The following is a 21,280-nucleotide window of genomic DNA, read 5'->3' as shown; positions in this document are numbered from 1 at the left end:
GAGCCCGACCGGCCGCCGGAAACGGGTGGGCTCGGAGCAACCGGTCGAGAGAAGGAAGCGGGCTCGGAGCCGTCAGAAGCGGGCGGGCTCGGAGTAGCCGACCGTCAGAAGCAGGCGGGCTCGGAGTAGCCGACCGTCAGAAGCGGGCGGGCTCGGAGTAGTCGCCCCACTCCTCCCGCAGCGCGCCGCAGATCTCGCCGAGGGTCGCCTCGGCCCGTACGGCGTCCAGCATGGCGGGGATCAGGTTGTCGTCGGTCCGGGCCACCTCGGTCATCCGCCGCAGCGCCGCCTCGACGGCCGTACGGTCCCGGGCCGCGCGCCGCTCCGCGAGGAGGCGGTTCTGCTCCCGCTCGACCTCGTGGCCGACCCGCAGGATCTCCAGCGGCTCCTCGATGCTCTGGGTGTGGCAGTTCACGCCGACGATCTTCTTCTCGCCCTTCTCCAGCTGCTGCTGGTACGTGAACGCGGCGTCGGCGATCTCGGCCATGAACCAGCCGTCCTCGATGCCGCGCAGGATGCCGCCGGTCATGGAGCCGTCCGGGCTCATGTCCTTGATCCGCGCGAAGATGCGCTCGGCCTCCTCCTCGAGGCGGTCGGTGAGCGCCTCGACGTACCAGGAGCCGCCGAGCGGGTCGACGACGTTGACCACGCCGGTCTCCTCCATGATCACCTGCTGGGTGCGCAGGGCGATCTCGGCGGCCTTCTCGCTCGGCAGGGCGAGGACCTCGTCGAGGGCGTTGGTGTGCAGGGAGTTCGTGCCACCGAGCACGGCGGCGAGGGCCTCGATGGCGGTGCGCACGACGTTGTTGTCGGGCTGCTGGGCGGTCAGTGACACCCCGGCGGTCTGGGTGTGGAACCGCAGCCACTGAGCCTTCTCCGACGTCGCGCCGTACACGTCGCGCAGCCAGCGCGCCCAGATCCGCCGCGCGGCACGGAACTTCGCGATCTCCTCGAAGAAGTCGACGTGGGAGTCGAAGAAGAACGACAGGCCGGGCGCGAAGGCGTTGACGTCGAGCCCGCGCGACAGGCCCAGCTCCACGTACCCGAAGCCGTCGGCGAGCGTGAACGCCAGCTCCTGGGCGGCCGTGGAGCCGGCCTCCCGGATGTGGTAGCCGGAGACGCTGAGCGGCTTGTACGCGGGGATCTCGGCGGCGCAGAACTCCATCAGGTCGCCGATGAGGCGCAGGTGCGGCTCCGGCGCGAACAGCCACTCCTTCTGCGCGATGTACTCCTTGAAGATGTCGGTCTGCAGCGTGCCGTCGAGACCGTGGACATCGGCGCCCTGGCGTTCCGCTGCCACGAGGTACATGCAGAAGATCGGCACCGCGGGCCCGGAGATCGTCATCGACGTCGTGATGTCGCCCAGCGGGATGCCGTCGAACAGGACGTCCATGTCGGCGGCGGAGTCGATGGCGACGCCGCAGTGGCCGACTTCGCCGAGCGACTTCGGCTCGTCGGAGTCACGGCCCATGAGCGTCGGCATGTCGAACGCGACCGACAGGCCGCCGCCGCCCGCGCCGAGGATCATCTTGTACCGCTCGTTGGTCTGCCGGGCGTTGCCGAACCCCGCGAACTGCCGGATCGTCCAGGTGCGCCCGCGATAGCCCGTCGCGTACAGGCCGCGCGTGTAGGGGAACTCCCCCGGCCAGCCGATGCGCTCGAACCGCGGGTCGGCGGCGGGCGGCCCGTACACCGGCTCGACCTCGACGCCGGAAAGCGTCGTGAAGTCCGCGTCGCGGCGGCGGGAGGCGTCGTACCGGGCCTGCCAACGACGGCGGCCCTCTTCGATGTCCCGGATGTCCATGAGCGCTCCTCAGGCCGACCTGACTTCCTAGATACTAGGATGTCCTAGTATCTGGCCGCCAACCACTCCCGTGAGCGGCGCGCGTCATCTGGACCGAGGAGCGCCGGGAGCGCAGCGACCAGACGAGGGAGGACGGCGTGTGGGGCGCCGCGAACCGCGCTCGCGGAGCGAGCGCAATCGAGCAGGGTGCCCTTCTCAGTCCTGGAAGTCGCCTACGGCGATGCGGAGGCCGCGTAGCACGTCGACGATCTGGTCCAGTTCGCCGTCGCCGTACGCACCCATGCCGAAGTCCGCGGCCAGCAGGTCCGCCGTGGCGCGCTCGACCGTCTCCCGGCCGCTGTCGGTGATCTCCGCGAGCACGCCGCGGCCGTCGCGGGGGTTGGGGCGGCGCCGGACGTACCCCTGGCGCTCGAGCCGGTCGATCGTGTTGGTGACGCTCGTCGGGTGCACCATCAGCCGCTCGCCCATCTTCGACAGGGGCAGCGCGCCCTTGCGGCTGAACGTCAGCAGCACCAGGGCCTCGTACCGGGCGAAGGTGAGGCCGTACGGCTTCAGCAGGGCGTCGAGCTCGGCGATGAGGATGGCCTGCGCCCGCATGATGGAGGTCACCGCGAGCATGGCGGGCGACCGCCCCCAGCGACGCTCCCAGAGATCTCCGGCACGGGCGATCGGATCGAAAGGCAGGTTGAGCGGCTTGGCCACTCACATACGCTATCGCCCCACCGGCCCCGGATCCGCCGAATCACGCTTGATATCGCCGCGTCCGCCCTGCTAATCACCGCGAATCAGCCGCAATCCCGGCGGCCGACAAAGGAACGCTGACACTCATCATCAAGGCAAGTTATAGTTCCATTGTCGACGCGTGCGGACGACGGCAAAGAGGGGCGTCCACGCAACCGTTCAGCGCGGTGATCGCCCCCGGCCCTCGCGCACGCGTCGCCAATTCGGGGGGTAATTATGATCGGGGATTTTTCCGCGATCGTGGCACGGGGCCTGGGGATCCGCCGCGGCAGGCGGTGGTTGCTGCGTCCCACCACGTTCGAGGTGACACATGGGGTCGTGGGCCTGGCAGGCCCGGCCGGGCCTGCCAGGTCGGCGCTGCTGGAGACGCTGGCGACCCTGCGAAGGCCGTCGAGGGGCGACCTGGAGGTGCTGGGCCACGACGTGACCCGGCGGGCCGGGCGGCGCGTGGTGCGCGCCCGGATCGGGCTGCTGCCCGCGCGATTCGCGTGGGCGTCGGGGCTGTCGACCCACGACTTCGTCGCCTACGCGTCCTACTACAAATGCACACCGCGCCGGGCGGTCGACGCGATTCTGGAGCGATTCGGACTCAGCGATGCGGCGTCGCTCGAAATGGACATGCTCCCGCAAGATATGCGGGTTGCGCGCCGGCCTGGCGGCCACGTGCGTGCACGAGCCGGAGCTCGTCATTCTCGACGAGCCGCTCACCGGCATCGGCGATTCCGAGCGCGAAGAGCTGATCCCGTTGCTGCGGGGCCTGGCCCCGGCGGTGGTGGTCACGGCCGCCGATCCCGCGGAGCTGACGGGGTGGTGCGATCAGGGTTTCGGCATGGTCCGGGGGCGCCTCGTCGAGTCGCCGTGCGTCCCCCTCCCCGGCGCGCGGGTGCCGGCCGGTGTCTGACCTTGCGCGGGTGCTGCGGATCGACGCGCGTCGTACGGCCTTGTTCCTGGCCGTGCCGGCGCTGGCGTTCCTCGGCGCCGTGGCGGCCTGGCGGGCGATGCTGCCCGGCGTCGCCTACTGGGACGACGCCGTCGCGGCGCTGTTTTCGTCGGTGTGCCTGCTGGGTCCGGCGTCGGCCGGGTTCGCCGCGTGGGTGGCCCTGCGCGAGCACCGCCTGGACTACCTGCGAGGGCTGACCGCCCGCTCACCCGCCCTGGGTCCCCTGCTCGACCTTCTCCTGCTCGGGATCGTCACGCTCTGCGCCTACACCGTCGTGGCCGCGGTCGTGGTCGCCAAGACGATGATCCACGTGGAGGGCGGCCATCCGAGGCCGATCGGGCCGCTCGCCGGCGCGCTCACGCTGCTGGTGTACACCGTCGTCGGCTATCTCACGGGCCGCCTGGTCCCGCGTCTGCCGACGGTTCCGGTCGTCGCGGTGGTCACCTACCTGTGGGCGGCCGCCCGCCCCGAGCCCTGGGCGGACCTGCTGCCGCCCCCGGGCGTGGGGCACGTGGGGCTGTTCGCCGCGCTGCGCACCGAACTGCTCGCGGCCCAGGCGCTGTGGTCGCTCGGGCTGGGGACCGTCCTGGTCGCCGGCTACCTGTGGGCGCTGACCCGGCACGCCTGGCTGGCGCTGCCGACGATCGCGGCGGCGGGCGTCGTCACGGGCACCACTGTGTGGCTGCACGGGCAGCAGCGCACCCCGGCCGTCGTGCCGCGCGCCTTCGCGTACTCCTGCCGCCAGTGGCCCCTCACGGTCTGCGTGCACCCCGCCCTGCACACGGCCCTGCCGTCGCTGGAGGCGGCGCTGACCCCCCTCGCCGCGCGGCTCAGCGGCACGCCGGGCCGCTTCGTCCGCATCGAGCACCGGCCCGACGACGACTTCCCCCGCCCCGGCCACGGCGTCGTCTACATCCACCTCAGCGACCTGTCCCCCGGGTACGCGCACCGCGCGGCGCAGGAGATCGAGATCAGCCTCCTCGACGCGCGGACCTGCGGCGACCCCCGGCACGCCCTCGGCGCGCGCTACAGCGCGCTCGTCTCGGCATGGCTGCTCGACGAGGGCCCGCCGCGGCTCGACGACGCCGTGGCCGCCCGCACCTTCGCCCGCTGGGACGAACAGCGCCGGCGCCGATGGCTGCGCACCCACTACGCCCGCTACCACTCCTGCACCCTGCGCGGCAGGGACTTCCACGAGCGGTGACGTGAGCGAGAGGCGTCACGATGAGTCACACACACTGCGACTAACGTGCTCTTTCCCCCGGTATTCACTATCGTCGATCCGTGGACTGGAGCCTGCGGAAGTGTGCCCGAGCAGGGCACGTCACCTATGCCCCCGACGAGCCGGTGCTGCGCGACCGGCTGCACGTCGCGACGCCCGCCGGGGAGGCGTGGCGCTGCCTGCGCTGCGGCACCTACGTCCACGGCGAGCCGCACGGGCGGGGGCCCGCCGACCACGCACCCCTCGTCATGCGCGGCCGGGAGCTGCGCGACCAGTTGCTGATGCGCTTCTTCGCCATCGAGCGGGTGATCCGTGGTCTGTTGATCATCGCGGCGGCGTACGGCGTGTGGCGCTTCTCGGCCAATCGCGGCTCGATCCAGCGGGCCTTCGAGAAGGACGTCCCGCTGCTGAAACCGCTCGCCAACCAGGTCGGCTGGGACCTCGACCACTCCCGCATCGTCGAGAGCATCCACCACGTCTTCACGCTGAAGGCGGCCACGCTGACGTGGTTCGCGGTCGGGCTGCTGGCGTACGCCGTGATCGAGCTGATCGAGGCGGTCGGCCTGTGGCTGGGCAAGCGGTGGGGCGAGTACTTCGCGGTGGTCGCCACGTCGTTCGGCCTGCCGCTGGAGATCTACGAGCTCACCGAGCGCATCACCGGCGTCCGCGTCGGCGCGCTGGTGATCAACGTCGGGCTGGTCCTGTACCTCCTGATCTCCAAGCGGCTCTTCGGCATCCGTGGGGGCAAGGAGGCCTACGAGGCGAAGCGGCGCGGCGAGTCGGTGATCGAGGTCGAGCAGGCGGCCGTCTCCCCGCACGCCGAGACCGCCGGATAGCCGCACCCGCCGAGGTCGCGCGGGCGCCGCCGCGCCCGCGCGACCGCCGACCTGGCCTTCGGCCGTCGGCCTGACGGCAGGTGTCCGGTGATCGTCGCCGGTCTCTGTCCAAACGGGTACGGGCTGCGCTATTGATCACTGTCTCGCCGTGGGATGAGCGGGGCGCTTCTGGGTAATCCCGGTCTTAGCCGAACCCCCCAGAGGTGAGACGAATGGTGCGACCGGAAGCCCCCGAGGACGAGCCGTCCTCTCGGCCGCCGAGGCGGCCGGGCCTTCGCTTGATCGCGTTTGTCGTCGTGCTCGTCGCGCTGGCGTACGCCGTGCTGGCGGGCGTGCACGCCCTCCCGCACTGGATCAACCCGTTCAGCGAACAGACGAAGGACCGCAGCGGGCCCGCCGTCCTGCAGTCGATCCAGAACATCTCCCGGTACGAGGCCGCGACGGGCCAGTTCCAGGTCGTCGTGGACCTGGAGAAGGACGCGCGTTTCCTGCCCAGCCAGGTCCGGGGCCGGCGGACGCTGTTCGTCGGGACGGGGAGCGTCGACTCCTACGTCGACTTCTCACACCTGGGCAACGGGGCGGTGACCACGGACAAGGACCGCACGTCCGTGACGATCCGGCTGCCGCACGCTCAGCTCGAGAAGACCAATCTGGATCCGAAACACAGTTATGTCTTCGCTCAGGAGCGCGGGCTGTTCGACCGAATCGGCGATTTCTTCAGCTCGAACCCGAATCAGCAGCAGCAGCTTTACCAGCTGGCCGCGCAGAAGATCCAGGACGCGGCCGGGGCCAGTGGCCTGGCGGCGCGGGCCGACGAGAACACCAAGCAAATGATCACGAACTTGTTGCGGGCTCTGGGCTTCAAAAACGTTACGGTGACTTACGCCACATCGCCGTGATCTTATCGAGACGGCCCACGGGGAATAGCACTAAATAAGGGCCGGTTACGGATAAACCGGGGTGATCGCTGTGTCCGTGGCAGGCACGTCAACACTTCGTCGCAGACCCACCTGGCCGCTCGCGCTCTCGACCGCGGCGGCCGCGGTGGCCGTCGCACTCCCGGCGATGGGCGGCTCCACGCCCGAACGCCCGGCCCATCTCGTCATCGGCGAACTCTTCCCGAACGGCCAGGAGTTCCTCCTGGCGCTGATCCTCATCGCGACCGCGCGCGGAGTGCTCCTGCGCCGCCGGGTCGCCCTCTACGTCGTCCTCATGCTCACCGGGTTGTCGGCCCTGGACGCGCTCAACACCTGGCAGCTCGGCCGCCTCATGATCCTGGTCGCGGCGTTCACCGCCTTCATCCGGTTCCGTGGGGAGTTCACGGCCTCGCCCAGCCGGGTGCGCACCGCCGTCCGCGCCGGCGCCATCACGTACGGCCTCGCGATCGCGTACGGCCTCGCGGTCATGATCCTCCAGTGGCACCAGATGAGTCCCGGGCCCACGCCCGGCGACGCGGGCCGTGAGCTCCTCGCGGGCCTGACCGCCTCGGGCCCCGGCCCGGTCCACTTCTCCGGCTCGGCCGACCACTGGTTCGAGGCCAGCCTGGGCCTGATCGGCGGCGGCGGGCTGCTCGCCATGCTGGTCACCATGCTCACGCCCGCGCCACCGCCGCCGGCGGGCTCCGAACGCGAACGCGCCGAGGCGGCACGCCTGGTCGACGACGAGGGCTCCGACACGCTGGCCCCCTTCGTGCTGCGCAGCGACAAGTCGTACGTCTTCAGCCCTGACCGGCGCGCCGTCATCGGGTACCGCGTGCTGTACGGCGTCGCCGTCGCGGGCGGCGACCCGGCCGGCGACCCGCGCTCCTACCCGGCCGCCGTCGCCGAGTTCGCCGCGATGGCCGAGCGCTCCGGGTGGCGGATGGCCGTGCTCGCCGCCCGCGGCGACCTGCTCGACCTGTGGCGCCCGTACGGCCTGCGCTCGATCGGCATCGGCGACGAGGTCGTCCTGACCCCGACCGAGTTCGGCCTGAGCGGCCGGAGCATGCGCAACGTCCGGCAGGCGGTGCAGCGCACCCGCAACGCGGGCGTGACCACCGAGGTCGCGCGCGAAGGCGACCTGAGCGCCGACGAGCGCGCTCAGCTCCAGTCGGTGGCCACCGAGGCCATGGGCGGCGCGGACGAACGCGGCTTCTCGATGAACCTCGACGACCTGCTGACGGGCCGGCACGCCTCCTCCGTCATCGTGGTCGCCCGCGACGCCGAGGGCGCGTCCCTCGGCTTCCAGCGGTACCTGCCGAGCGCCTGCGGACGCCGGCTGTCCCTCGACGCGATGCGCCGCACACCCGACGGCCCGAACGGGCTGAACGAGCGCATGATCGCCGACGTCATGGCGTACGCGCGCGAACGCGGCATCGACGAGGTGTCCCTCAACTTCGCGGCGTTCCGCGAGCTGTTCGACACCGCCGAGCGCGGGCTCCTCGAACAGAGCGGCTACCGCCTGATCCACCTGCTCGACCCGTTCATCAAGGTGGAGTCGCTGTACCTGTTCAACCGGAAGTTCCGGCCGCGGTACGTGCCGCGCGCGGTGGCCTTCCCGTCGTGGGCGAGCCTCCTGCCCGTCGCGGCGGCGCTGCTCACCTTGGAGTTCGGCCACCGCCACCCGCCCCGCACCGCGCCCGCTCCTGCTCCCAACCAGGTTCCCGAGGACGGCTACGCCACGGCGTCGCGCCCCACGTAGCCGGTCAGCTGAGCGTCCCCGGCCGGGCCAGCCACCGCGTCGGCTGGCCGGTCACCCGTGCGATCGTCTCGTAGTCGCGGTCGTAATGAAGCACGGTGAGGTTCTCCAGCTCCGCCGTAGCCGCCACCAGAAGATCCACCGGTCCGGCGCACCGATGCTGCGCGCGCTTGGTGAGCGCTTCCTGGACCTCAGCGGCGCGCTGATAGGCCCCGTCGGGCATCGGCACCCAGCCGTACATGGCGCGAAGAAGTTCTCGCAATCGCTGTCGCTCGTCCATCGACCGGGCGCTGAACAGCACCTCAAGCTCGATGATGGGGCAGACCGCGATCAGACCCGCGCTGACCTGCTCCTCCCATCGTTCAGGAGTCTGGGCCATCCTCGCCAGAGCGCTCGTGTCGATCAGATAGGTCGCCGGGGACACCGCGGTAATTCCTTTTATCGTGCAAGACATCGAACATGCCGGACTTGCCGAGTTCAACGAACTCTGCGTAGGCACGAGCGCGCCGCAACCGCTCGACGGTCTCCCGCAACGCGGTGTTCACGGTGTCTTTCTTCGTCGTGGTGCCCAGCAACTCGGCCGCCTCACTGAGGGCGTCATCGTCCACGTCTACGAGGATCTTCGTCATGACGCACCTCCATATATATCAAGACGCCCTGAGTATATCTGCGTTTCAGTCGTTCGTGACGCCGGCGATGAGCTCGTCGGCGGCGGAGTAGGGGTCGCAGTCGCCGGACAGGACCTTTCCGGCGAGGACGTCGAGGCGCTGGTGGCCGTGCAGGTCGCCCATGCGCTCGCGGAGCGCGGTGACGGCGATGGCCTCGATCTCGTCGCGGACCCGGGCCAGCCGCCGCCGCTGGAGCTCGCCAGACTCCTCCATCCACGCGTAGTGCTCGTCCAGCTTCCGTACGACGTCGTCCACGCCCTCACCCTTGACCGCGACGGTCGGCACGATCGGCGGCTTCCACCCCACGTCACCGGCCAGCGCGATCATGTTGCGCAGGTCGCGTACGGTCTGCTGGGCGCCGTCCCGGTCGGCCTTGTTGACCACGAAGATGTCGGCGATCTCCAGGATCCCCGCCTTGGCGGCCTGGATGGAGTCGCCCATGCCCGGCGAGACCAGCACGATCGTCGAGTCCGCGAGGGAGGCGATCTCCACCTCCGCCTGGCCGACCCCGACGGTCTCCACGAGCACGACGTCGCAGCCCGCCGCGTCGAGGACGCGGATGGCCTGCGGGGCCGCCCAGGACAGTCCGCCGAGGTGGCCGCGGCTGGCCATCGAGCGGATGAACACGCCGGAGTCGGCGGCGTGGTCCTGCATCCGGACCCGGTCGCCGAGCAGCGCGCCCCCGGTGAACGGGGACGACGGGTCGACCGCCAGCACGCCGACGCGCAGCCCGCGCTTCCGGAACGCCGTGACCAGCGCGCCGGTCGACGTGGACTTCCCGACGCCCGGGGCGCCGGTCAGGCCGACGACCCGGGCCCGGCCGGCGAGCGGGTTCAGCGCGGCCATGATGGGCCGCAGCTGCGGCGAGGCGTTCTCCACCAGGGAGATCAGCCGCGCCAGCGCGCGCGGCTGTCCCTTCCTCGCCCGCTCGACCAGATCCTCGACGTCGACGTTGCGCGCCACCCCGTGCCCTCAGACCTTCAGGATGAGGGCGTCGCCCTGACCGCCGCCCCCGCACAGCCCGGCCGCGCCGATCCCGCCGCCCCGCCGGCGCAGCTCGTACGCCAGGTGCAGGACGATCCGGGCGCCCGACATGCCGATCGGGTGCCCCAGCGCGATGGCCCCGCCGTTGACGTTGACCTTGCCCGCGTCGACGCCGAGGTCGCGCATCGACTGGATGCCCACCGACGCGAACGCCTCGTTGATCTCGATGAGGTCCAGGTCGCCGACGGTCAGCCCCTGCTTGCCGAGCGCGTGCTTGATGGCGTTGGACGGCTGGGACTGCAGGGAGTTGTCCGGACCGGCGACGTTGCCGTGCGCGCCGATCTCGGCCAGCCAGGTCAGCCCGAGCTCCTCGGCCCTCGCCTTGGACATGACGACGACCGCGCACGCGCCGTCGGAGATCTGCGAGGACGTACCGGCGGTGATCGTGCCGTCCTTGCTGAAGGCCGGCCGCAGGCGGGCGAGGGACTCGGCCGTCGTGTCGGGGCGGACACCCTCGTCGGCGGAGAACACGACGGGGTCGCCCTTGCGCTGCGGGATCTCGACCGGGACGATCTCGTCGTCGAACAGCTGGTTCTTGATCGCGTCGGCGGCCCGCTGGTGCGAGCGGGCGGCGAACTCGTCCTGCTCCTCGCGGGAGATGCCCAGCTTCGCGTTGTACCGCTCGGTCGACTCGCCCATCGACACGCCGTCGAAGGCGTCGGTGAGGCCGTCGTGGGCCGTGGCGTCGAGCACCTCGATCGAGCCGTACTTGTAGCCCTGGCGCGACTTCGGCAGCAGGTGCGGGGCGTTGGTCATCGACTCCATGCCGCCCGCGACCACGACGTCGAACTCACCGGCCCGGATGAGCTGGTCGGCGAGGGCGATGGCGTCCAGGCCGGACAGGCAGACCTTGTTGATCGTCAGCGAGGGGACGTTCATGGGGACGCCGGCCTTGACGGCGGCCTGGCGGGACGGGATCTGCCCGGCGCCCGCCTGCAGCACGTGGCCCATGATGACGTAGTCGACCTGGTCGCCGGTAAGGCCGGCGCGCTCGAGGGCGGCGCGGATGGCGACCGCGCCGAGGTCCACCGCTGCGAAGTCCTTGAGGGAGCCGAGCAGGCGCCCGATGGGCGTCCGCGCTCCGGCGACGATGACGGATCCGGCCATGGAAACGAGACCTCCGCGAAAGATGGGGGCGACGTTTGCCAACATACCCATAAGGAATCCAGGATCTGCCAGGGAGGCGGCGCCATGCTCACGCGGATCGATCATGTCGGGATCGCATGCCATGATCTGGAGGAGCGGATCGCTTTCTACGAGAGCACGTTCGGACTGATCGTGGCGTCCCGGGAGGTCAATGAGCAGCAGGGGGTCAAGGAGGCGATGCTCCACGTCGCCGACGGGCCCGCGGGCTCGTCGTACGTCCAGCTGCTGGAGCCGCTGCACCCCGATACGCCGGTCGGGAAGTTCCTGGCGAAACGGGGAGAAGGCGTGCACCACGTCGGATACGGCGTGGACGACGTGACGGCGGCGCTGGAGGCCGTCGGGGCGAAGGGCGTCAGGCTGCTGGACGAGCGTCCCCGGCACGGCTCCATGGGAGCCTCGATCGCGTTCCTGCACCCCAAGGACGTCGGCGGCGTGCTGACCGAACTCGTCCAGGCGCGACCGCGCGAGCACTGACCTCAAGGCTCGACACCACGGACGGTTGCCTTACCCGGGCGCTACATGGGCTCTGACAATCACGACAAACTGCCCAGGACGTAAAGTTGAGCCCCCAACACGGCAGTGTCCGGAGTACTCTGCTGTCGCCGGAAAGTGGTCCCGCCCGTGCCTTACCCCGTAACACGCAGTACTCGTGCGGCCATCGTCTGGTACCTCCACCACTTGTAGCCGTCTCGTCACAGCAGGATTGAGCCTCATGCAGTCCGACATCGACGCCCAGCTCAGCAACTTCTTCGAAGACAGCACGCCCCCACGCGAGTTCGACGTGGTGCTGCGCGGCTACGACCGGCACCAGGTCGAAGAGCACATCAAGCAGCTCGACGGCGAGGTCCGGCAGAGTCGCGAGCAGACCCAGGCGCTGCAGCGCGAGCTTTCCGACGCGCATCGCCAGCTCCAGGAGCAGGAGCGACCCACCTATTCCGGTCTCGGCGCGCGCATCGAGCAGTTGCTGCGCCTCGCCGAGGAGCAGGCGACCGAGCTCGTCCAGGCCGCCCGCACGGAGGCCAACGAGATCAAGGCCGCCGCCAAGGTCGACGCGGCGGAGCTGCGCGCCGCCGCGGAGAGCGAAGCATCCGACGTCCGCGCCACGGCCAAGCGCGAGGGCGACGACATGCGCCAGACCGCCGAGCGCGAGGCCGAGGAGGTGCGCACGACGGCACGCCGGCAGGCCGACGAGCTGACCTCCACGACCGAGCGCGAGGTCGCGAAGCTGCGCGCCACCGCCGACCACGAGGTCGCCGAAAAGCGCGCCGCCGCCGAGCGGGAGATCGCCAAGCTGCGCACCACCACCGAGCGGGAGGTCGCCCAGCTGCGGGCGTCCACCAAGCGGGAGCGCGACGAGATCCTCACCACGGCCAAGCGCCAGGCCGACGAGATGCGGGCCCAGGCCCAGCGCATCCTCGAGGAGAGCGAAGCGCAGCGGGCCCAGGCCGAGGCGGAGTTCGAGATCCAGTTGGCCGCCCGGCGCGAAGAGGCCGAGCGGCAGGACGCCGAGCGGCACGCGGCGGCGCAGAGCGCCACCCAGAAGCTGGTGGCCGAGGCCGAGCAGCGCGCCGCGTCCGCCGAGCAGCGGGCCACCAAGGCGACCCAGCAGGCCGACCAGACGCGCCGCGAGGCCGACAGCCACGCCAAGCAGCTCGTCGCGAACGCCCGCAAGAGCTCCGAGCAGATAATCGCCGAGGCGAAGTCCCAGGCCGAGCAGCTGCTCACCGAGACGAAGAACGAAGCCGAGAAGATGCGCACCACCGCGCAGCGCCAGGTGGACGAGCTCACGCGTCAGCGCGACAGCATCACCAGCCACCTCAACCAGCTGCGTCAGCTCATCGGCGGTGTCTCCGCGCCGATGGGCGGCGGCGCCGACGAGGCCATCTCCGCGCCGCCGGAGAAGCCCGCGATCGCTCCGGCCGAGCCGAAGCCCGCGCCCAAGCCGGCACCCGCCGCGGCCACCCCGCCGCCGGCGCAGGCCAAGAAGAAGGACGATGACGACGACTGGTGGCAGGAGTGACCTCACCGGCCTGAGGGCCTGAGAGGCGGCAGACGATGTCTCGGTCCGCGGTGACTTTCCCGGTCACCGCGGACCGAGCGCGTTAGGCACTCGACCACGCCGTCTAAGAGGCGCTTCACGGAGATTGTCCGGCAAAGGGCACTAGGCTCTCCTTAACCACCGGATGACCAAGGAGACCTGCGTGCCTGCCGAACCCCCCATCGACGGCGAGCAGCGCGAGGAGATCGGAACCCTCGCGGAGAGTCCCGGGTCCGCGGGCGAGGTGGCCGCCGTCGACCCGGTCACCGACATGGAGGCCCGGCAGCGTGAGGCGGGCGTCGACGCGCTCTTCCCCTTCGGCCGTCCAGGCCGGCCGCTCACCCGCGGTCACCCGTTCATCTTCGGCTTCTGGGGCGCGCTCGGCGTGCTGGCCGCGTACATGCTCGTCAAGGCGGTCGGCGACGCCCGCGATGTGATCATCCTGATCGTCGTGGCGCTGTTCCTCGCGGTCGGTCTCAACCCGGCGGTGGAGGCGCTCACGCGGGTCGGGCTGTCCCGCCGGTGGGGCGTGCTCATCGTGTTCCTGTGCCTGGTCGGGTTCTTCGTGGGCTTCGGTTTCGCGATCGTGCCGCCGCTGACCGAGCAGATCACCGCGTTCGTCAACAACCTCACCAGCGGCAACGGCTACCTCGAGCAGCTGCAGAACAACCCGAAGCTGCAGGACTGGGACCACCGCTACCACCTGCTCCAGCGCGCCAAGGACGCGCTGCAGGACAAGGATCTCGGCAAGCAGGCCGCCAACGGCATCCTCGGCGTGGGCCAGGTGGTGCTCAGCGGAGTGTTCAGCACGTTCACGGTGCTGATCCTCACGCTCTACTTCCTGGGGTCGCTGCCGAGCATCACGGGCTTCATGTACCGCCTCGCGCCCCGCACCCGGCGGGCCCGCGTCGCGCTGCTGGGCGACGAAATCCTCTCCCGCATCGGCGGGTACGTCGCCGGCAACGTCCTCATCTCGATCATCGCGGGCGTCACGTCGTACATCTTCCTGCTGATCGTGGACGTGCCGTACGCCATCGCGCTGGCGTTGCTCGTGGCCATCACCGACCTGATCCCGCTCATCGGCGCGACGATCGGGGCGGTCCTCGTCACCGCCATCGCGTTCTTCTCCGGCTTCTGGATCGGCATCGCGTCGGCGATCTTCTTCCTGATCTACCAGCAGGTCGAGAACTACGTGGTCCAGCCGCGCGTGATGAAGAAGTCCGTCGACGTCCAGCCGGCCGTCACCGTCATCGCGGCGCTGATCGGCGGCGCACTGCTCGGCATGATCGGCGCGCTGCTCGCCATCCCCGCGGCGGCCGCGGTCGCGCTGATCATTCGCGAGGTCGTCATGCCCCGCCAGGAGCAGCAGTGATCCGGTGTCAGCGGATCGTACGGCCCAGCGCGGCGACGAACTCCCCGACCGCCTCGTTGAACAGCTGCGGCTGCTCGACGGGGGGCAGGTGACCGGAGCGGGGTACGAGCGTGAGCTCGGCGTTCGGGAGCGCCTCGACCATCGCCCGGGCGTCGTCCTCCGACATGATCTCGTCCTCCGCGCCGTGGACGACGAGGGCGGGGGCCTGCAGCCCGGCGAGCGATTCCAAGGCGTCCGGGCGGGCCGCCATGGCGCGTTGCGCCCACGCCGCGGCGGACGGGGGCGCCGACTGCACCAGGCCGCGCACGCGTCCGTAGATCAGGGCCCGCTGCCGCATGGTCGTCGGCCCGACCAGCCGCGGCAATAATTCCTCGAGGAGGACGTCGACGGTCTTGTCCGCCTCCAGCCGCTCGGCGATGCGCAGCCGGTCGGCCCGGGCCGTCTCGCTGTCCGGCGTGGCCTTCGTGTCGGCGAGTACGACGCCGAGGACCCGGTCGGGATGCCGCCGGCAGAACGCCAGCGTGACGTAGCCGCCCATCGACAGGCCGCCGACGACGGCGCGGTCGATGCCCTTGGCGTCCAACAGCGACGCGACGTCGTCCGCCATGACGTCGACCGAGGGTTCGGGGGTGCCGAGAGGCGAGCCTCCGAAGCCGCGCAGGTCCGGCGTCACCACCCGGAACCGATCGGCCAGGGCCTCGCGCTGGGCCAGCCACATGGCCGACGACAGCGGGAACGCGTGCAGAAGTACCAGCGGTGTCCCGTCCCCGACGTCGCGGCTGTACAGCGGCACGACTATCACCTCATCAGGTACGAATGCGGCCCAGCCCGGCGAACGCACGAGCACAGCTCATCCTCACCGCTGCGATTCGATCCGCCGAGAGCGTGGCCGAGTTCGGCCGCAGAGGTTTAGAAACCGTCCACGGTGGTGGCAAACCTCTTATCCCGATGCGGCGAAAGTTCTACTCCACGTTGGTGGGCAATGGGTACGTCTCCGGCGCGACCCGGCGCACGATCTCGTTCAACACGATCCGCACGTACGGCTCGCCGACCCACAGGTGCTTGGCGTCGTCGACGGCGACGACGTCCGCCTGCGGCACGCGTTTGAACCGCTCGCGCGCCTCCGCCGGCTTCAGGTAGTCGTCGTGCTCCGGGACGACCGCGACCAGCGGCCGGCCGAACTCCGCCCAGGCGTCGAGGTCGGCGTCGGTCGCCCGGTGCAGCGGCGGGGACAGCAGGATCGCGCCCTCCACGAGCGGGTCGCGGCCCCACTTCAGCGCGAGCTCGGTGCCGAACGACCAGCCGAGCAGCCACGCACGCGGCAGGTCGTGGTACTCGGCGTACTCGATCGCCGCCGCGACGTCGTACCGCTCCGAGTCGCCCCCGCCGAACTCCCCCTCGCTCGTCCCACGGTCGCTGCTCGTGCCGCGCGTGTTGAACCGCAGCACGGCGAGCCCGGCGAGCGCCGGCAGCCGGTACGACGCTTTACGCAGGACGTGGCTGTCCATCATCCCGCCGTGCGTCGGCAGCGGGTGCAGGCAGATGAGGGTGGCGACCGGCGGCCGGTCCTCCGGCAGGGCAAGCTCGCCGACGAGGGTGAGGCCGTCGGCGGTCCGCAGCTCGATGTCGGTGCGGCGCGCGGGCAGCACCGTGCTCGCCCGGATCTCCCCCATCTGCGTCCCTTCAGTAGCGCGGGCCTCGACGGGACCGCTGGATGTTCGGCAGCCGGTTGAGACGATGGTTCCAGCACGGCCGGTGCCAGTGCCGCCGGTCGTCGAGCCCACCGCCGTCGGCGGGCCAGGCCACGATGTGCCCGACGCCCGGCGCGATCTCCTGGTCGCACCCCGGGCAGCGGTACGCCTTCGCCCCGCCCGCGATCGGCCGTACGATCCAGTCGCCGTCGGGCCCCTCTTCGGTCCGCTGCGGACCGCCGTACGCGCCGGGCCCGGTCTCCCGGACGGCGTCGCGGTCACGGCGGTTCTTGCGCGGACTCATGCCGTTCAGGGTACGGGGACCGGGACCGTACGGGACGAACCGGTGCGCACCGGGTCGCGCCGAGCGGGCAGGGTCGTACGGGACGGGCCGGCGCTCAGCGGAAGGTACGGCCTGCGGTGAACAGTTCCTCCAGCAGTGCGGAGGGCGCGTACGCGGGCTCGCGGTGCTCGGTGTAGAGGGCGCGCAGCACCTCCACCGCGTGGCCCAGGCCGATCCGGTCCAGGTCGGCGACCGGACCGATCGGGTACCCGCAGCCGTAGCGCATCGCGGCGTCGATCGCGTCGGCGTCGGCGTACCCGGACTCGAGCATCCGTACGGCGTCATTGAGGTACGGGACGCGCAGCGCGTCGACGATGAAGCCGGCGCGGTCCCGGCAGCGCACCGGGTGCTTGCCGAGCGCGGTGACGTACTCGGTGGCCCGTCGCGCGACCTCCGTCGCCGTCACCACGGTCGTGGCGATCTCGGCGAACTCGCCCTCCGGGTCGGGCAGGTGCAGCCCGACGACGTCCTGCGGCCGGTCCGTGGCCGCTGCCAGCTCGATCACCGGCACGGTGGTGGCCGTCGTGGCGAGGATGGCACCCGGCTTGGCCACGTCGTCGACGGCGGCGAACAGCGACCGCTTCACCGACGTGTCCTCGGCCACCGCCTCGATAATCAGGTCGCACTCGGCGAGCAGCGCCAGCTCGGTGCCGCCCTCGACGGGCTGCTCCAGCGCCGTGCCGACGGCCTGCGCCTTCTCCTTGTCCCCGGCGACGAACCGGACGTCAGCGCCGGCGCGCAGGCACCCCCGGATGAGGGCGACGGCCAGCGGGCCCGACCCGACGACCCCGACCCGGGGCGGCGGCTCGACGGTCCCGGCCTCGGCGGGCATGGTCGGCACGGCCGGCTTGTCATAGGAGTAGAAGCCGCGGCCGGTCTTGCGGCCCAGCAGCCCGGCGGTGACGAACTGCCGCAGGATCGGCGCGGGCGCGTGCCGCCGGTCCCGTGTCTCCCGGTAGATGGCCTCGCAGACCTCCAGGGAGACGTCGAGGCCGATGAGGTCCATCAGCGTCAGCGGCCCCATCGGCAGGCCGGTCGCCTTCATCGCGGCGTCGATGTCCTCGCGGGTCGCGTGCCCGGAGTCGTACATCGCCGCCGCCTGGTTCAGGTAGCCGAACAGCAGCCGGTTCGCGATGAACCCGGCGCGGTCGCCGATGGTGACTCCGACCTTGCCCAGCCGCTCGACCAGGTCCTGGACGACGGCCAGGGCCTCCGGCCGGGTCAGCACGGTGTGGATGATCTCCACGAGCTTCATCACCGGCGCGGGGTTGAAGAAGTGCACGCCGACGACCTGCTCGGGGCGGTTCGTGCTGACGGCGATCTCGGTGACCGACAGCGACGACGTGTTGGTGGCGAGGACGGCATCGGCCCGGCAGACCCCGTCGAGCTGCTCGAAGACCCGACGCTTGAGCGCCAGCTGCTCCGGCACGGCCTCGACGATCAGGTCGCAGTCGCTCAGGGCGCCGAACGAGGTGGACAGCTCGATCCGGTCAAGGATCGCCTGCTGTTCCTCGGCCGCGAGCTTGCCGCGCTTCACGGCCCGGCCGGTGGAGCTCTCCAGGTGCCCGCGGCCGCGCTGCAGCGCCTCTTCGCCCACCTCGACCCCGACGACGTCCAGCCCGCTCCGCGCGATCACCTCGGCGATCCCGGCGCCCATCGTGCCGAGCCCTACGACCCCGACCTTGTTCAGCGAAGCACCCATGCCCGCAGTCTCCCAGAGCTCATGGTCCAGCTGTAAGGCCGACCCGCGCAGGTTGGTTATATGCGTATAATAGTTATATGTACATAACTAGACGGCGCTCCCCCGTTGCAGGCGACACCGCCCCGCCGAACCGGCGGCGACGCCTGCTGATCCTCGCGATCTGCTGCATGAGCCTGTTCATCGTCGGCCTGGACAACACGATCGTGAACGTCGCCCTGCCCTCCATCCAGCGCGATATCCACGCGTCCGTCTCCGGCCTGCAGTGGATCATCGTCGCCTACACGGTCGTGCTCGCCGCCCTGCTGATGCTGTCGGGCTCGACGGCGGACCGGATCGGGCGGCGGCGGACGTTCCAGACCGGCCTGCTCCTGTTCACCCTGGGCTCCCTGCTGTGCTCCCTGTCACCGAGCCTGGGCTGGCTGGTCGCCGCGCGCACGGTGCAGGCGGTCGGCGGCTCCATGCTCAACCCGGTCGCCATGTCGATCATCACGAACACCTTCACCGACCCCCGGGAACGGGCCCGCGCCATCGGCGTGTGGGGTGGCGTGGTGGGCATCAGCATGGCGCTGGGCCCGCTGCTCGGCGGCACGCTCGCCGCCTCCGCCGGCTGGCAGGCGATCTTCTGGATCAACATTCCGGTGGGCCTGCTCGCGTTCGCCCTGTGCGCGCGGTTCGTGCCTGAATCGCGGGCCCCGCGCCCGCGTCCGGGGGCGGCGGGGCGTAGCCAAGGGGGTGGAAAGCAAGCCGACCCGGTCGGCCAGGTCCTGATCGTCGTGCTGCTCGCCGGCCTCACGTACGGGATCATCGAGGCACCGAGCGCCGGATGGGGATCCGCGCAGACGGTGGGCTGCGTCGCGGCGGCCGTCCTCGCGCTCGCCCTTCTCATCCCGTACGAACTGCGCCGCGCCGAGCCGCTGATCAACCCGCGGTTCTTCCGCAGCGTCCCGTTCGCGGGAGCGACGGTCATCGCCGTCTGCGGGTTCGCCTCGCTCGGCGGGTTCCTCTTCGTCAACACCCTCTACCTGCAGGACGTCCTCGGCCACTCCGCGTTCCACGCCGGTCTGCTCACCCTGCCGATGGCCGGGATGACCCTGCTCTTCGCGCCGCTGTCCGGCCGCATCGTCGGCAGGGCCGGGCCGCGCGTGCCCTTGGTCGTCGCGGGCGCGACGATGACCGCAAGCGCACTGATACTCACGGGCCTCACCGCCCACACCCCGACGTGGCGGCTCATGGCCGCGTACGTGCTGTTCGGGCTCGGGTTCGGCATGATCAACGCGCCGATCACCAACACCGCCGTCTCCGGCATGCCGCGCGCCCAGGCCGGAGTCGCCGCCGCCGTCGCCTCCACGAGCCGCCAGGTCGGCCAGTCCATAGGCGTGGCCGTCATCGGATCCCTGGTCACCTCGGCCGTACGCGGTCCGCTGCGCACCGGATTCCCGCAGGCCAGCCACCTCGGTTGGTGGGTCGGCGCGGGTTGTGGCAGCGTAATCCTGGTCCTCGGTATCCTCACGACCGGCCGCTGGGCCAGGCAGACCGCCACGCGCACCGCGGAGCGGCTCGACCACGGTTCGATCAGGACGGCGGACACCTCATGAGCGACGCGACGAAGGACGTGAACGGCTCGGCCGCACTCCAGCCGGAGCCGGAGGCGGCCGTCCGCGTCTGGGCGGTCATGCGCGACCTCGTCCTGAACCAGGAGGATCGCCGCAAGGAGATCACCGACACGCTCGGCATGAGCTTCTTCCGCGTCAAGGCGCTGCGCCGCCTGCTGCCCGGCCCGCTCACCATGCGCGAGCTGACCGCCCGCCTCCAGACCGAGAAGCCGTACACCACCCTGGTCGTCGACGACCTCGAAGAACGCGGCTACGTAGAGCGCACCGTCCATCCCGAGGACCGCCGCTCCAAAATCGTCTCCCTCACACCGGCCGGGGCGGAGGTCGCCCGCCAGGCGAACGGCATCCTGTCCCGGCTGCCCCGCTCCCTGCTCGCCCTGGAGCCCGAAGAGCTCGCCGCCCTCGACCGGATCATGGCCAAGCTCCGCGCCTCGGACGCGTAGGCCTCCTCGCCTCGGCCGATGACCCCGCAGGCGACGCGATCCCAGCGCCCTCGACGATGAGTCATCTCATCGGCATTCGGGCGGGGCCGAGGGAGCCGTGCAGTCGGTCTTCGGCAGTACGGGCTCGGTGTTCGTCCAGCCGGCGTCCTGCCGGGCGGAGTAGGTCACGCGCCATCCCGGCTTCAGCCAGCGCTCGCCCGGTCTGATGACGATCTGTTGGTCCGCGAGTAGCAGGCCCGTGCGGGGATCGATGATGAGCTGGCGTTCCAGGGTGTAGCCGTTCGATCGCACTTCGGTCATGGCGACGCCGACGCCCGGACGGCCGAGTGGATCCGTCAGGTGGCCGAGTGATCGCACAGCCGGAAGTCCCGCGAGCATCCGGTACGTCGCCGCGCGCACCTTCGGGGTGCACGTCGTGACCTTCTCTGTCATACGGCACCTTTCGGCGGAGCGGCCGATCACTACCCGTACTCCGTCAACCGGTTCCCTCGCGTTCATGACAAGCCTGAGACCGGCAGGCTGCCCGTCCGGCTTACCGAGCCTGTTCTCAGCCGCGGAGGCGGAACCAGGTCGTGATGCCGCCGCGCTCGGCCTCCACGCCCCATTCGGCGGCGAGCGCCGTCACGATGACCATGCCCCGGCCGTCCTCCGCGAACAGATCGTCACGTACGTGCGGCACCTCGCCGCCCGCGCCGTCGTCCCCCACGCAGATCTCGACCAAGTCGCCGTCCCGCGCGACGGTGATGGTCACATGGCCGCCTCGGCCCGACTTCGTATGCACGACGGCGTTGGTGACCAGCTCACTGGTGCACAGCTCGGCGTCGTCGACGGCCGGATGGTCCTCGCCCATCAGGTCGCGGACGAAGCGCCGAGCGTGGACGACGCACCGCTCGCTGCCCGGAAGCGTCAGAGTTCCCAGCACGATCATCGCCCCCATGACGACTCCTCTCGCCGATGTCGCCGCAAGCATCGTCGCGTCGGGTAACGCGTTCAACACGCTT

22 protein-coding genes and 1 pseudogene are annotated in these 21,280 nt (G+C 70.7%); 11 read left to right on the top strand and 12 right to left on the bottom strand.

Annotation, left to right across the window (positions count from 1 at the left end; all coding sequences use genetic code 11):
- Nucleotides 1-136: 136 nt before the first annotated feature.
- Together ACYVF7_RS11110 and ACYVF7_RS11105 are read right to left on the bottom strand one after the other, a co-directional pair.
- On the bottom strand, nt 137-1,804 hold the full coding sequence (locus ACYVF7_RS11110) for an acyl-CoA mutase large subunit family protein (RefSeq protein ID WP_460338551.1): 1,668 nt from the start codon (nt 1,802-1,804) through the stop codon (nt 137-139).
- Between the two features lie 195 nt (nt 1,805-1,999).
- Nucleotides 2,000-2,506 carry a MarR family transcriptional regulator gene (locus ACYVF7_RS11105; protein ID WP_460338549.1) on the bottom strand — a complete coding sequence of 169 codons (507 nt, stop codon included), beginning with the start codon at nt 2,504-2,506 and terminating at the stop codon, nt 2,000-2,002.
- A 255-nt stretch (nt 2,507-2,761) separates the two neighbouring features.
- Here ACYVF7_RS11105 and ACYVF7_RS11100 point away from each other — a divergent pair.
- The 6 genes and pseudogenes from ACYVF7_RS11100 to ACYVF7_RS11075 all read left to right on the top strand — a co-directional run.
- Nucleotides 2,762-3,148, top strand: a pseudogene (locus ACYVF7_RS11100) (ATP-binding cassette domain-containing protein); the annotation flags it as partial.
- A gap of 37 nt (nt 3,149-3,185) precedes the next feature.
- Nucleotides 3,186-3,446: a hypothetical protein gene (locus ACYVF7_RS11095; protein ID WP_460358621.1), complete on the top strand. Its 261-nt coding sequence runs from the start codon at nt 3,186-3,188 to the stop codon at nt 3,444-3,446.
- Nucleotides 3,439-4,689: a hypothetical protein gene (locus ACYVF7_RS11090; RefSeq protein WP_460338547.1), complete on the top strand. Its 1,251-nt coding sequence runs from the start codon at nt 3,439-3,441 to the stop codon at nt 4,687-4,689. The genes ACYVF7_RS11095 and ACYVF7_RS11090 overlap by 8 nt, the downstream gene beginning before the upstream one ends.
- Nucleotides 4,690-4,769: 80 nt before the next feature.
- On the top strand, nt 4,770-5,543 hold the full coding sequence (locus tag ACYVF7_RS11085; RefSeq protein ID WP_460338545.1) for a DUF2127 domain-containing protein: 774 nt from the start codon (nt 4,770-4,772) through the stop codon (nt 5,541-5,543).
- 212 nt (nt 5,544-5,755) lie between these two features.
- Entirely contained in the window at nt 5,756-6,442 is a 687-nt protein-coding gene (locus tag ACYVF7_RS11080) for a DUF4230 domain-containing protein (protein WP_460338543.1), read from the top strand.
- 145 nt (nt 6,443-6,587) lie between these two features.
- A complete protein-coding gene (locus ACYVF7_RS11075) occupies nt 6,588-8,222 on the top strand; it encodes a bifunctional lysylphosphatidylglycerol flippase/synthetase MprF (protein WP_460338542.1) in 1,635 nt (544 codons plus the stop codon).
- Nucleotides 8,223-8,226: 4 nt separating this feature from the next.
- Here ACYVF7_RS11075 and ACYVF7_RS11070 read toward each other — a convergent pair whose 3' ends face one another.
- Genes ACYVF7_RS11070 through ACYVF7_RS11055 form a run of 4 tightly spaced genes read right to left on the bottom strand, consistent with a single transcriptional unit; the run spans nt 8,227 to nt 11,038 of the window.
- Nucleotides 8,227-8,598, bottom strand: coding sequence for a PIN domain-containing protein (locus ACYVF7_RS11070; protein WP_460338540.1), 372 nt, complete (start codon nt 8,596-8,598; stop codon nt 8,227-8,229).
- Nucleotides 8,582-8,848, bottom strand: a complete 267-nt coding sequence (locus ACYVF7_RS11065) for a type II toxin-antitoxin system VapB family antitoxin (protein WP_460338538.1) — start codon at nt 8,846-8,848, stop codon at nt 8,582-8,584. The genes ACYVF7_RS11070 and ACYVF7_RS11065 overlap by 17 nt, the downstream gene beginning before the upstream one ends.
- A gap of 45 nt (nt 8,849-8,893) precedes the next feature.
- Nucleotides 8,894-9,850: a methylmalonyl Co-A mutase-associated GTPase MeaB gene (gene meaB / locus ACYVF7_RS11060; RefSeq protein ID WP_460338537.1), complete on the bottom strand. Its 957-nt coding sequence runs from the start codon at nt 9,848-9,850 to the stop codon at nt 8,894-8,896.
- A gap of 9 nt (nt 9,851-9,859) precedes the next feature.
- Entirely contained in the window at nt 9,860-11,038 is a 1,179-nt protein-coding gene (locus tag ACYVF7_RS11055; protein ID WP_460338535.1) for an acetyl-CoA C-acetyltransferase, read from the bottom strand.
- An 84-nt stretch (nt 11,039-11,122) separates the two neighbouring features.
- Here ACYVF7_RS11055 and mce point away from each other — a divergent pair, with 84 nt between their 5' ends.
- The 3 genes from mce to ACYVF7_RS11040 all read left to right on the top strand — a co-directional run bounded on the left by mce (nt 11,123) and on the right by ACYVF7_RS11040 (nt 14,487).
- Nucleotides 11,123-11,551: a methylmalonyl-CoA epimerase gene (gene mce, locus ACYVF7_RS11050; RefSeq protein ID WP_460338533.1), complete on the top strand. Its 429-nt coding sequence runs from the start codon at nt 11,123-11,125 to the stop codon at nt 11,549-11,551.
- 238 nt (nt 11,552-11,789) lie between these two features.
- A complete protein-coding gene (locus ACYVF7_RS11045; RefSeq protein WP_460338531.1) occupies nt 11,790-13,097 on the top strand; it encodes a DivIVA domain-containing protein in 1,308 nt (435 codons plus the stop codon).
- A gap of 181 nt (nt 13,098-13,278) precedes the next feature.
- Nucleotides 13,279-14,487: an AI-2E family transporter gene (locus ACYVF7_RS11040; RefSeq protein WP_460338529.1), complete on the top strand. Its 1,209-nt coding sequence runs from the start codon at nt 13,279-13,281 to the stop codon at nt 14,485-14,487.
- Nucleotides 14,488-14,494: 7 nt separating this feature from the next.
- Here ACYVF7_RS11040 and ACYVF7_RS11035 read toward each other — a convergent pair whose 3' ends face one another.
- From ACYVF7_RS11035 to ACYVF7_RS11020, 4 genes are all read right to left on the bottom strand, one after another.
- Entirely contained in the window at nt 14,495-15,280 is a 786-nt protein-coding gene (locus tag ACYVF7_RS11035; RefSeq protein ID WP_460338527.1) for an alpha/beta fold hydrolase, read from the bottom strand.
- Nucleotides 15,281-15,449: 169 nt separating this feature from the next.
- The gene (locus ACYVF7_RS11030; RefSeq protein WP_460338525.1) at nt 15,450-16,160 is read right to left on the bottom strand and encodes an alpha/beta hydrolase; all 711 of its coding nucleotides are present in this window, start codon (nt 16,158-16,160) and stop codon (nt 15,450-15,452) included.
- A 10-nt stretch (nt 16,161-16,170) separates the two neighbouring features.
- Nucleotides 16,171-16,482 carry an ATP/GTP-binding protein gene (locus ACYVF7_RS11025; RefSeq protein WP_460338523.1) on the bottom strand — a complete coding sequence of 104 codons (312 nt, stop codon included), beginning with the start codon at nt 16,480-16,482 and terminating at the stop codon, nt 16,171-16,173.
- 94 nt (nt 16,483-16,576) lie between these two features.
- A complete protein-coding gene (locus tag ACYVF7_RS11020) occupies nt 16,577-18,223 on the bottom strand; it encodes a 3-hydroxybutyryl-CoA dehydrogenase (protein ID WP_460338521.1) in 1,647 nt (548 codons plus the stop codon).
- Nucleotides 18,224-18,300: 77 nt separating this feature from the next.
- Here ACYVF7_RS11020 and ACYVF7_RS11015 point away from each other — a divergent pair, with 77 nt between their 5' ends.
- Together ACYVF7_RS11015 and ACYVF7_RS11010 are read left to right on the top strand one after the other, a co-directional pair.
- Nucleotides 18,301-19,818 carry an MFS transporter gene (locus tag ACYVF7_RS11015; RefSeq protein ID WP_460338519.1) on the top strand — a complete coding sequence of 506 codons (1,518 nt, stop codon included), beginning with the start codon at nt 18,301-18,303 and terminating at the stop codon, nt 19,816-19,818.
- Complete coding sequence (locus tag ACYVF7_RS11010) at nt 19,815-20,279, top strand: MarR family winged helix-turn-helix transcriptional regulator (RefSeq protein WP_460338517.1); 465 nt, start codon at nt 19,815-19,817, stop codon at nt 20,277-20,279. The genes ACYVF7_RS11015 and ACYVF7_RS11010 overlap by 4 nt, the downstream gene beginning before the upstream one ends.
- 66 nt (nt 20,280-20,345) lie before the next feature.
- Here the strand turns inward: ACYVF7_RS11010 and ACYVF7_RS11005 are convergent, their stop codons facing one another.
- Both ACYVF7_RS11005 and ACYVF7_RS11000 read right to left on the bottom strand, forming a co-directional pair.
- On the bottom strand, nt 20,346-20,711 hold the full coding sequence (locus tag ACYVF7_RS11005; protein WP_460338515.1) for a hypothetical protein: 366 nt from the start codon (nt 20,709-20,711) through the stop codon (nt 20,346-20,348).
- Nucleotides 20,712-20,826: 115 nt separating this feature from the next.
- A complete protein-coding gene (locus ACYVF7_RS11000) occupies nt 20,827-21,216 on the bottom strand; it encodes an ATP-binding protein (protein WP_460338513.1) in 390 nt (129 codons plus the stop codon).
- Nucleotides 21,217-21,280: the final 64 nt, after the last annotated feature.

The organism is Actinoallomurus acanthiterrae, assembly GCF_054775715.1.
This window is presented reverse-complemented; position numbering and strand designations above follow the sequence as displayed.